Consider the following 10285-nt stretch of genomic DNA (forward strand, 5'->3'; position numbering starts at 1 on the left):
GTCACGGTGTGACGGTGCCCGGCGAGCCGGCGACCCCGTGTCAGGCGGGGACGTAGTCGAACGTGTCCGGATCCGGGCCCTGCCGGCCGGCCTCGCCCCGGTCGAGCCCGGTGATCCGCTCCATCGCCGCGTCGTCCAGTTCGAAGTCGAAGATCCGGAAGTTCTCCTCGATCCGCTCCGGGGTGGTCGACTTCGGGAAGACGATGTCGCCGCGCTGCACGTGCCAGCGCAGCACCACCTGGGCCGGCGTGCGGCCCACCTGCTCGGCGACGTCGACGACCGTCGGGTCGCCCAGCACCTTGCCCTGCGCGATGGGCGACCACGCCTCGGTCGGGATGCCGTGCGCCCGGCCGTAGGCGCGCACCCGCTCGTTGCCGAAGTAGGGGTGCGCCTCCACCTGGTTGACCGCCGGCACCGTGTCCGCCTCGGCGGCCAGCCGCTCCAGGTGCGCGACCTGGAAGTTCGACACCCCGATCGAGCGGGCCCGGCCGTCGCGCCGGAACTCCTCAAGCGTCCTCCACGTGGCGACGAAGTCGCCGTCGTAGCGCGTGGGCAGCGGCCAGTGGATGAGGAACAGGTCGACGTGGTCCATCCGCAGCGCGGCCAGCGTCGACTCGAACGCCTTGCGGGCGTCGTCGGGCCGGTGGAAGCCGTTGTTGAGCTTGCTGGTCACGAAGACCTCGTCGCGGTCCACGCCGGACTCGCGGATCGCCCGGCCCACCTCGGCCTCGTTGCCGTACATCTCGGCGGTGTCGATGTGCCGGTAGCCGACCTCCAGGGCCTTGCGGACCGCCGCGACGGTGTCCTTCGGGTCGATCTGGAAGACCCCGAAGCCGAGCTGCGGGATGGTGTTGCCGTCGTTGAGGGAGATGTCGGGAATCGCGTTCGCCATCGGGGCTCCTTCGCCGGTCGTCACGGAGCCGGGTGCGCGGAAGCGCTTCCACGCCCGGCCGGGCGTCCCCTTGGCGTACCCCCGGCAGGCGGCCTTCCAACCGGTGATCCCGGCCTCAGGCCGGCTCGTCGAAGAGCACCGGCCAGGGCCGGGGCGGCGGCACCGGCGGCGGCGCCGGGGGCGCGGGCCCGTCGGCCAGCACCTCCGCCGCGAGCTGCCCGAACATCGGCGCGGCCGGGTGCGCACCGCGTCGCGGCCACGCCGCCGAGGTGCGCTTGACCAGCGGTGACCCGGCGATCGGCCGCCAGGCGATCCGGGGCTCCCGGCGGGCCGTCGCCGCCGGTTCGACGGCGACCCCGCCGCCGGCCAGCACCAGCCCGAAGAGGAACTCCGGATTGCGCGCCGGGCGGACCCGGCCCGGCGTGAACCCGTGCCGGCGGCAGACGTCGAGCAGGTGGTCGTGCCAGCCGGGCGCGGTGGCCCGGGGCGCGGTCACCAGGTCCAGGCCGGCCAGCGCCGCCAGCTCCACCTCCCGGTCCCGGGCCAACGGCGAGGCCCGCGGCAGCAGCACCCCCAGCGGTACGTCGACGGCGGCGCCCAGGCGCAGCCCGTCGTCGGCGACGGGGTGGTGCAGCAGGCCGACGTCCAGCCGGCCCTCGGCCAGCATCCGTTCCTGCTCGCCGCTGGTCAGCTCGTGCAGGTCGACGTCGAGCCCCGGCGCCCGGTCGGCCAGCCGGTCGAGCAGCTCGCGCAGCGTCACCGCGGGCGTCTCCGGCGGCACCCCCGCCCGGAGCACCCCCGACACCCCCTCGCGCACCTGGCGCATCAGGTTGCGCAGCCGGCCCTCCCCGGCGAGCAGCTCCTCGGCCTCGCCGAGCAGCAGCTGACCGGCGGTGGTCAGGCGCACCTGGCGGCGGGACCGGTCGAACAGCTCGACGGCCAGCTCCCGTTCCAGGCGCTGCACCGACTGGCTGAGCGGCGGCTGGGCCATGCCGAGCAGCTCGGCGGCCCGCCCGAAGTGCAGCTCGCGGGCGACGACCACGAAGTGCCGCAGGTGCCGGAGCAGGTCCACGGCCGGACCCTACGCCAGCGCCCGGCGGCGGGCGGCGGCTACCGTGCCCAGCGTGGTGACGCAACGGATCGGGCGGACGTTCGCACGGGTCGGGGTCAGCGGCTGCCTGCACGCCGTCGACCTCGACGCCGTCGGCGACGACGCGGGGGAGCGCCGGCGGGAGGTGGCGGTCGGGGCCGACGAGCAGGTGGTGATCGCCTCGATCTTCAAGATCCTGCTGGTGCTGGAGTTCGCCCGGCAGGTCGTCGCCGGCCAGCTCGACCCGCAGGAACGGGTGCTGGTGACCGCCGACGACCGGCTCGGCGGGTGGGGGATCGCCGGCTGCGCCGACGACGCCGAGGTGTCGCTGCGGGATCTCGCCTACTTCGCCATGTCGGTCAGCGACAACACGGCCGCCGACCTGCTGCTGCGCCGGGTCGGGGCGGACGTGCTGCCGATGCTCGCCGCCGAGCTGGGGCTGCCGCGCACCCGGATCGTCGGCGGGCCCCGGCAACTGGTCGAGATGATGCTCGCGGACGTCGGCGCGCGTACCGAGGCCGACTTCGCCCGGATCTTCCCGACCCTGCCCGTCGAGCGGGTCCGCGCGATGCGGATGTTCGACCCGGCGCACACCACGTCGAGCACCGCGCGGGAGATCACCCGGCTGCTGGGCCTGATCTGGCGGAACGAGGCCGGCCCGCCCGAGGCGTGCGCGATGGTCCGGGGCTGGATGGCCCGGCAGCTCTTCTGGACCCGGCTGGCCGCCGGCTTCCCGCCCGGGGTGCGGGTCGCCGGCAAGACCGGCACCCTGCCCGGGCTGCACCTGGAGGCGGGCGTCGTCGAATACCCCGACGGCGGCCGGTACGCCATCGCCGTCTTCGCCCGGGCCGCGCAGCTCGCCACCCGCCGCATCGACGTCGACCTGGCGATGGGCGAGGCCGCCCGCGCCGCCGTCGAGGCGCTGCGCGGCGACTGATTTCGCCGGCCCCGGCGCCCGGATTCCACCGCGCTGAGCTGGCCCGATATCGCGGCGGATATCGGCCGATCCGGCCGTCGATCTTGGACCGGGCGGGGGTGGTGCTGGTTGGCTCGACACGACCGACCAGCACCACGACGGGGAGAGTTCCGCATGCCCAACCTCGACCGCCGCCGCTTCCTCCGCGACGCCGCCGCCAGCACCGCCCTGGTCTCCGCCGGCGGGCTCGCCGGCGCCGCCCTGGCCGGCCCCGCACAGGCCGCGCCGCCGGCCGCCGCCCCGGTCGCCGCCGCGCCGGCCGGCCGCCGCAGCGGCCCGGTCAGCTTCCGCTGGTGGGGTACGTCGGCCTGGCGCATCGACATCGGCGACCGCACCGTCCTGCTCGACCCGTTCCTCAGCCGCATCGACACGGGGTTGTTCAGGGGCGCCTTCGACACGGCGAAGAAGCTGGAGGTCCGCACCGACGTCGTGGACCCGCTCGTGGACCGGGCGGAGACGGTGCTCGTCACGCACACCCACTGGGACCACTACATGGACGTCCCGTACATCGCCGGCCGCACCGGTGCCCGCGTCGTCGGCACCCTGACGGCCTATCACCTCGGCCTGGCGTACGGGCTGCCGTCGGGGCAGCTCAGCCCGGTCCGGGGCGGGGAGGTGCTGGACTTCGGCGCGTACACGGTGGAGGTGATCAGCTCGCTGCACAGCCGGAACAAGTCGTACTCGATGGCCTTCCCGGGCGTACGGGTCAGCCCGCCGCCGAAGCCCGAGACCATCGCCGACCTGCCCGAGGGCGACACCCTCGCCTATCAGGTGCGGGTGGCCGACGGGCCGTCGGTGTTCTTCATGGGCGCGAGCGACTTCGTCGAGCGGAACCTGACCGGCCTCGCCCCCGACGTGGCCATGGTGGCGCTGCCGAGCAGCACCAGCACCGCCGACTACGTCGAGCGGCTGCTCGACGCGCTGGACCGGCCGAAGGTGGTGGTGCCGGTGCACTTCGACAACTTCGAGACCGAGCTGCGCAACCCGGTGCCGGTGGACCCGGCCGACCGCGAGCGGCTGGACGGGCTGATCGCCGCGGTGCGGCGGGTCTCCCCGCGCAGCCGGGTGGTGGTGCCGGAGTACCACACCGCGTACCGCTTCTGACCGGTCGGCGCGGTCGCGGCCCGGCGCGGCGTCGCGACCGCGCGCCGGCGGGCGATCGGCGCCGTCGCCGCCCGCGACTCGTCGGCCGCCGCCCGCGACTCGTCGGCCACCGGCCACCGCCCGCCGCCCGCGACTCGCCGGCCATCGCCCGCCGTCCGCGACTCGGCGGTCGCCGCCCGGGCCGGGCGGACGCGGCGGCTCAGGGCGTCGCCAGCTCCGCCAGGGCGCGCACCGAGCGCCAGTTGCGGGTGGTCGCCACCACGCCGAGCTTCTTCTCCAGGTAGTTGTTGGTGAACTTCGACCGGCCGTAGCCGCCGTCGGGATAGTGCAGGTAGACCTCCCGGCCGGTGACCGTGAACGCGACGTTCTCGCCGCCGGGCACGGTCAGCGCGGCCACGGCGGACCTCTCGGGCGCGGTCGCGAGGAAGGCCACCAGCAGCCGCGTCGGGTCGTCCTCCCGGTCGGCGTACGGGTTGCCGCCGGCCACCGCCGCCAGCTCCCGGCCGCCGCGTACCAGCACCGGCACGGTCAACCCCAGCTCGTCGGCGATCGCCCGCTCGATGCCCCGCGCCAACGCCTCGGCGTCGCGCACCGTGCTGCCGAAGACCACGTTCCCGCTCTGCAGGTAGGTCTTCACGTCGTCGTGCCCGAGGCCGGCGACCAGCCGGCGCAGGTCCGCCATCGCGACCTTCGCGCCGCCGACGTTGACCCCGCGCAGCAGCGCCACCCACCTGTCCATGCGCGTCCTCCTCGACCCGTCGGCGCCGGACAGCCTAGTCCCTGATCGGGGGCGGGCGGGGGATCCGTCGCCGGTGCGGGTGGCGGTGATCGGGGGCGCGGGCAGGACGGACGCCGGGCCGGGCGGGGCCGATCCGCAGGAGTCTGTCCGGTCCAGGACAGCCGCGCGGCCGTCGGGCGTCTGTGACGGGTGGGAGCGAGGAACGAGGACGGCGTCTGACAGGCTTCCGTGGGTCTCCCTGCTGGGCGGTGAACGCTTCTGGTGCCTGCTCAGAGCCGGCGGATGGCGGTGGAGGCGAGGCGGTAGCCGATGGTGCGGTCGACGATCCGGTCGACCAGCTCCGCCTTGCGCAGCCCGGTGACGCCGCGCAGCCCCAGGTCCGCCGCCAGCGCCCGCAGGTCGCGGGCGGTCCAGCCGGCGAGGTACGCCGTACCGTCGTCGCGCCGCGACATGGCCGTCAGCGCGACTCGGGCGCGGGCCGGGTCGGCCGTCGACGCGGCCGGCCGGGCGGACGCTGACCGGCGGGCGTCGGCCCGGGGCGGGCGGGCGTCGGTCGGATGGCCGGGCGGTGGGTCGGGCGGGGTGGCGTCGAGCGGCACCACCGCGAGCCGGGCCCGCCCCTCGACCAGGGCGGCGAGGTCGGCGGCGGGCAGGTCCCGCAGCAGCGCGGCGACCAGGCCGGCGACGTCCCGGCCCGGGCCGGTCACGCCCCCACCCGCTCGGGCTGGAGGTGTTCGAGGAACTCGGTCGCGAGCTGGCGCAGCTCGTCGCGGACGACCGGCGGGGTGAGCCGGTCGCGGAGCACCACCGGGACGCCGCGCGGGGTGTTCGTGGCGTACGTCGTCACGTTCTCCCGCAGGGCGGTCGGGAAGACCGGCAGGCCGAGCGCGCGGACCTGGTCCATGTAGCCCTGGTGCGCCGCGATCGGCCGCTGCGCCATGAGCTGGACCATCGTGAAGATCACGCCGGCGACCCCGGGGGCGACCTTGTGGTGGCGGCGGGTGGTGGCGAACCGGCGGGCGTCGGCGTTGTACCGGTCGACCAGCTCCCGGACGTTGCCGTGCAGGTAGTCGATGCCCAGTGTGGACAGGTAGTCGGCCTTCGCCGGGATGAGCAGGTGGTCGCTGGCGATGATCGCCGACTGGGTGACGACGTTGAAGTTCGGCGGGCAGTCGATGAGCACCATGTCGTAGCCGCCCAGCGCGTCGTCGTGCAGTCCCTCGGCGAGGGAGCCGCGCACCCGGAACAGCTCGGCGTCGTACTCGTCGCCGTCGGCCACGCCGCGCGCCAGCGTCAGGTCGATGTCGACGAGCTGGAGGTGGGAGGCGACGAGGTCGAGGCGGCCGGCGCCGCTGAGCCGGGCGTTCGCCGGGCCGGGGGAGACGACCAGCTCGCCCAGGGAGACCGCCGGGGTGTCCCCGCGCAGCCCGTCGTACCAGCGCTTCACCGTCCGGCCGTCGCGCAGCCGCTCCCGCCAGTCGTCGGGGTCGTAGAAGCCGAAGGTCAGGCTGGCCTGCGGGTCGAGGTCGACGAGCAGCACCCGCATGCCCCGGTTGGCCAGTTCGGCCCCCAGGTTGGCGGTGACGGTGGTCTTGCCGACCCCGCCCTTGTAGTTGATCACGGACACCACGTACACCGGCGGCACCTCCCCAGACGGGGAACGGTAGCGGGCGGGTGGATCTCCCGTGGCACCGCTCCGGGCCGCCGCCGTTGCACGTAACTACGTAAGTTCGTATTATCGATTAATGGCGGAGATCGAAGATCGGCTCAGTGCCCTGGAGGCGCAGGTGGCCGCGCTGGTCGAGCGGTTCGCGGCGGAGCCGCCCCCGGCCGACGCGCCGGCCGAGGCCGCCGGGGTCTTCTGGGCGCTCGACGGGCTGAAGCGGCGGCTGCCCGCCGACGGCTCCGGCGCGGTGCTCTACACCGGCACCGTCCGCCTCGACGACCAGCACTACGACTGGCAGTACGGCCGCACCGTCGACGACGTCCTCGCCGGGGACTGGACGGAGCTGGCCGGCGCGCTGACCGCCCTGGCCCACCCGGTGCGGCTGCGCCTGCTGCGCGAGATCCTGACCGGCCGGCACGGCACCGGCGAGCTGGCCGGCACCGAGGGCCTGGGCACCACCGGCCAGTTGCACCACCACCTGCGCCAGCTCGCCGCCGCGGGCTGGCTGCGCAGCACCGGCCGGGGCCGCTACGCCGTCCCCGCCGAACGGGTCGTGCCGCTGCTGGCGATCCTCACCGCCGCCCGCCGCTGACCCGCCCACCCCTCGGTGCCGGCAGCGGTCGTCGCCGCGAAACGGAAGGAGCGCCATGCGCAAGCCCGCCGCCCTCGTCCTGGTCGCCGCGCTCTTCGGCGCGGTCGCGGCCGTCGGGATCATGCCGCGCCCGCCCCGGCTCACGGGGCAGAGCACCGGCGACGCCGCGCTGGCCGCCGCCGTCCGCGCGGCGGTGTCCGACCCGGAGGGTCACCGGGGCCTCGCCGTCGCCGTGGTGGAGGACGGCCGTGTCCGGGTCGCCGGCCTGGGCGACCGCGACCCCGAGGGCAGGCCCGTCGAGCCGGGCACCCCGTTCGAGATCGGGTCGGTCACCAAGGTGATGACCGGGATGCTCCTGGCCCGGCAGGTCGCGGCCGGGCACGCCCGCCCCGACGAGCCGGTCGGCGCCGCGCTGCCCGGGCTGACCGGCCCCGCCCGCGAGGCCACCCTCGCCGAGCTGGCCAGTCACCGCTCCGGCCTGCCCCGGCTGGCGATCACGTCGGCCGGCGACATGGCCCGCGCCTGGTGGGCCAACGTCACCGGCGGCAACCCCTACGCCGGGCAGGACGCCGGGTGGCTCGTCGAGGCCGCCGGCGAGGAGGAGCCCGGCGACGACCGGGGGCGGGTTCGCTACTCCAACCTCGGCGTGGCGCTGCTCGGCCAGGCGCTCGCCGCCCGGGCCGGCACGTCGTACGCGGAGCTGCTCGACCGCGAGCTGCTGCGACCGCTCGGCATGACGGCGACGGTGGCGGCCACCGACGCCGACGCCCTGCCGCCCGGGCGCGCCGAGGGGTCGACGGCCGGCGGACGCGCGGTCGACGCCTGGGTCGGCGGCGGGTACGCGCCGGCCGGCATCGGACACTGGTCGACCGCCGAGGACCTGGCCCGGCTCGTCGGCGCGACCCTCGCCGGCACCGCCCCCGGCGCCGACGCCGCCACCCCGCGCTTCACCGAGGACGATCGTAGGCGGATCGGCTACGGCTGGTTCACCACCCGCCACGGCGACCGCGAGATCGTCTGGCACAACGGCGCCACCGGCGGCTTTCACGCCTACGTGGGCTTCGAGCGGGCCACCGGTCGCGGCGTGGTGGTGCTCGGCAACACCGGCAGGGGCGTCGAGCCGATCGGGCTGCGGCTGCTCGGCGTACCGGCGGAGGAGGCCGACGCCGACGGGCCGCCGCTGCCGGTCTGGATCAGCGCCGGCCTCGCGGTGTTCTTCACCCTCGTCGGCGGGTGGAGCCTGCTCGCCACGGCCCGCCGGGCCCCGGACCGGCTCACCCTGGCGCCCGCAGTCGCCTGGGCCGCGCTCTACCTCGGCCTCGGTCACCGGCTCGGCGACTGGTCGGTGGTCCCCGCCTGGCTCTGGCCGCTCGGCGTCGGCCTGTCGGTCGCCGGGATCGCGCTGGCCGCGTACCGCTGGCGGGGCCTGCCGCCGCTCGCCGGCGCGCCACGGTGGCGGCGGCTGACCTCGACGGCGGTCTCGACGGCCGTCGCGCTCCTGGCCGGCCTGCTCGTCGTGGCCGACTGACCCGCCCGCGCCCTCGACGGGCCGCCGGCGGATCCCCGAGGGCGCGACGGTTCCGGACGCCGGCCCCGGCGCGGGCCCGCCCGGCCCCGGTGACCCGGCCTCAGCCCCGGCGGGCGAGCTTCGACCGGCGGTAGCCGTAGCCGGCGTAGATCAGCGCGCCGAGCACGAACCAGACCGCGAAGCGCAGCCACGTCTCCGGGGCCAGGAAGGTGATCAGCCAGAGGGAGAAGAGGGCGCCGACCGCCGGCACCACCGGCATGCCGGGCAGCCGGAACGTGCGCGGCGCGTCGGGGCGGCGGTACCGCAGCACGATCACCGCGACGCAGACCACCACGAAGGCGAGCAGGATGCCGATGTTGGTCAGCTCGGCGGCCTCGCGGATCGGCAGGAAACCGGCGATCAGGGCCGAGCCGACGCCGACGATCCAGGTGACCCGGCTCGGCACCCGGCGCACCGGGTGCAGCTTGGCGAACCACCCCGGCAGCAGGCCGTCCCGGCTCATCGAGAACCACACCCGGGTCACGCCGAGCATGAAGGTGAACATCACGGTCAGGATGCCGATGATCGCGCCGACCGCGATGACGCTGGCCAGCCCGGAGAGGCCGACGGAGGCGAACGCGGACGAGAAGCCGCTCTCCGGGTCGATGTCCCGGTAGTTCTGCATGCCGGTCAGCACCAGGGTCGCCAGGACGTAGAGGACCATCGAGATGGCCAGCGAGTAGATGATCGCCTTGGGCATGTGCCGGCGGGCGTCCCTGGACTCCTCGGCGGCGGTGCTCATCGCGTCGTAGCCGAAGACCGCGAAGAAGACGGTGGCCGCGCCGGTGAACGCCCCGCTCACCCCGAACGGGAAGAACGGCGAGTAGTTGGCGGTGCGCACGTGGAAGAAGCCGACCACGATGACCAGCAGCACCACGGCGACCTTCAACCCGACGACGAACGTCTCGAAGCGCGCGGCGGACTTGATGCCCAGGTTCAGCAGGAACGCGATGAACAGGCAGAGGAGCACCGCGAAGAGGTCCACCACGTGCCCGTCGCCGGTGCCCGGGGCGCCCAGCATCCAGGCGGGGAGTTCCGCCCCCAGCTCGGTGACGAGGAAGGAGAAGTAGCCGGAGATGCCGATCGCCACCACGGCCACGATCGCCGTGTACTCCAGCAGCAGGTCCCAGCCGATGAACCAGCCGACCGCCTCGCCGAGGACCGCGTACCCGTAGGTGTAGGCCGAGCCGGCCTTCGGGATCATGCCGGCGAACTCGGCGTACGACAGGGCGGCCGCCGCGCTGGCGAGCCCGGCGATCAGGAACGAGACCAGCACGGCCGGGCCGGCGGTCTCGCTCGCCACCGCGCCGGCCAGGGCGAAGATGCCCGCGCCGATGATGCCGCCCACGCCGATGGCGGTGAGCTGCCAGAGCCCGAGGTGACGGGCCAGCCCTTCGCCGGACTCGTCGGCGATCTCCTCGACCGGCTTGCGGCGGAAGATCCCCGTACCGCCGCCCGCAGCGCCTCCCGTGGAGGTCATCGTCGTTCCCCTTTCGATCCCGCCGGGCGGTCGCCCGCGCGCGCCCGTGCGGTACCCAGGAGCGACGTCGGTAAATCTCCAACGAGGACGGCGGCGCCGGGATGCGCCCCGGAACGGGCGGGGGCGCGCGCCCCGGCGGGGGTCGGTAGTGCTCACGTCTGATCTCCAGTCTCACGGCC

10 protein-coding genes are annotated in these 10285 nt (G+C 75.2%); 4 read left to right on the forward strand and 6 right to left on the reverse strand.

Annotation, left to right across the window (positions count from 1 at the left end; genetic code table 11):
* Positions 1–40 precede the first annotated feature (40 nt).
* Both ACWENR_RS26665 and ACWENR_RS26670 read right to left on the reverse strand, forming a co-directional pair.
* Positions 41–892, reverse strand: a complete 852-nt coding sequence (locus ACWENR_RS26665; protein WP_452279702.1) for an aldo/keto reductase — start codon at positions 890–892, stop codon at positions 41–43.
* A 115-nt stretch (positions 893–1007) separates the two neighbouring features.
* The gene (locus ACWENR_RS26670) at positions 1008–1964 is read right to left on the reverse strand and encodes a LysR family transcriptional regulator (protein WP_452279703.1); all 957 of its coding nucleotides are present in this window, start codon (positions 1962–1964) and stop codon (positions 1008–1010) included.
* 52 nt (positions 1965–2016) lie between these two features.
* Here ACWENR_RS26670 and ACWENR_RS26675 point away from each other — a divergent pair, with 52 nt between their 5' ends.
* Positions 2017–2919 (forward strand): serine hydrolase, encoded by a 903-nt coding sequence (locus tag ACWENR_RS26675; RefSeq protein ID WP_452279704.1) that lies wholly within the window; start codon positions 2017–2019, stop codon positions 2917–2919.
* 153 nt (positions 2920–3072) lie between these two features.
* On the forward strand, positions 3073–4062 hold the full coding sequence (locus ACWENR_RS26680) for an MBL fold metallo-hydrolase (RefSeq protein WP_452279705.1): 990 nt from the start codon (positions 3073–3075) through the stop codon (positions 4060–4062).
* Positions 4063–4261: 199 nt separating this feature from the next.
* Here the strand turns inward: ACWENR_RS26680 and ACWENR_RS26685 are convergent, their stop codons facing one another.
* The 3 genes from ACWENR_RS26685 to ACWENR_RS26695 all read right to left on the reverse strand — a co-directional run bounded on the left by ACWENR_RS26685 (position 4262) and on the right by ACWENR_RS26695 (position 6437).
* Positions 4262–4801 (reverse strand): DUF1697 domain-containing protein, encoded by a 540-nt coding sequence (locus ACWENR_RS26685; RefSeq protein ID WP_452279706.1) that lies wholly within the window; start codon positions 4799–4801, stop codon positions 4262–4264.
* Positions 4802–5070: 269 nt separating this feature from the next.
* On the reverse strand, positions 5071–5508 hold the full coding sequence (locus ACWENR_RS26690; RefSeq protein ID WP_452279707.1) for a Rho termination factor N-terminal domain-containing protein: 438 nt from the start codon (positions 5506–5508) through the stop codon (positions 5071–5073).
* The gene (locus ACWENR_RS26695; RefSeq protein WP_452279708.1) at positions 5505–6437 is read right to left on the reverse strand and encodes a ParA family protein; all 933 of its coding nucleotides are present in this window, start codon (positions 6435–6437) and stop codon (positions 5505–5507) included. Before ACWENR_RS26695 ends, ACWENR_RS26690 begins: the two co-directional genes overlap by 4 nt.
* Positions 6438–6546: 109 nt before the next feature.
* Between ACWENR_RS26695 and ACWENR_RS26700 the strand changes: the two genes are divergently transcribed.
* Both ACWENR_RS26700 and ACWENR_RS26705 read left to right on the forward strand, forming a co-directional pair.
* Positions 6547–7059, forward strand: coding sequence for an ArsR/SmtB family transcription factor (locus ACWENR_RS26700; RefSeq protein WP_452279709.1), 513 nt, complete (start codon positions 6547–6549; stop codon positions 7057–7059).
* 55 nt (positions 7060–7114) lie between these two features.
* A complete protein-coding gene (locus ACWENR_RS26705; RefSeq protein WP_452279710.1) occupies positions 7115–8587 on the forward strand; it encodes a serine hydrolase domain-containing protein in 1473 nt (490 codons plus the stop codon).
* Between the two features lie 100 nt (positions 8588–8687).
* Here the strand turns inward: ACWENR_RS26705 and ACWENR_RS26710 are convergent, their stop codons facing one another.
* Entirely contained in the window at positions 8688–10106 is a 1419-nt protein-coding gene (locus tag ACWENR_RS26710; protein WP_452279711.1) for an amino acid permease, read from the reverse strand.
* Positions 10107–10285 lie beyond the last annotated feature (179 nt).

The organism is Micromonospora sp. NPDC004336, from assembly GCF_053602615.1.

Excerpts from the sequence above, each read along its gene's own strand:
- ACWENR_RS26685 (WP_452279706.1), bottom strand. The coding sequence starts at position 4,801 with ATGGACAGGTGGGTGGCGCTGCTGCGCGGGGTCAACGTCGGCGGCGCG.
- ACWENR_RS26700 (WP_452279709.1), top strand. The coding sequence starts at position 6,547 with ATGGCGGAGATCGAAGATCGGCTCAGTGCCCTGGAGGCGCAGGTGGCC.
- ACWENR_RS26665 (WP_452279702.1), bottom strand. The coding sequence starts at position 892 with ATGGCGAACGCGATTCCCGACATCTCCCTCAACGACGGCAACACCATC.
- ACWENR_RS26680 (WP_452279705.1), top strand. The coding sequence starts at position 3,073 with ATGCCCAACCTCGACCGCCGCCGCTTCCTCCGCGACGCCGCCGCCAGC.
- ACWENR_RS26705 (WP_452279710.1), top strand. The coding sequence starts at position 7,115 with ATGCGCAAGCCCGCCGCCCTCGTCCTGGTCGCCGCGCTCTTCGGCGCG.
- ACWENR_RS26710 (WP_452279711.1), bottom strand. The coding sequence starts at position 10,106 with ATGACCTCCACGGGAGGCGCTGCGGGCGGCGGTACGGGGATCTTCCGC.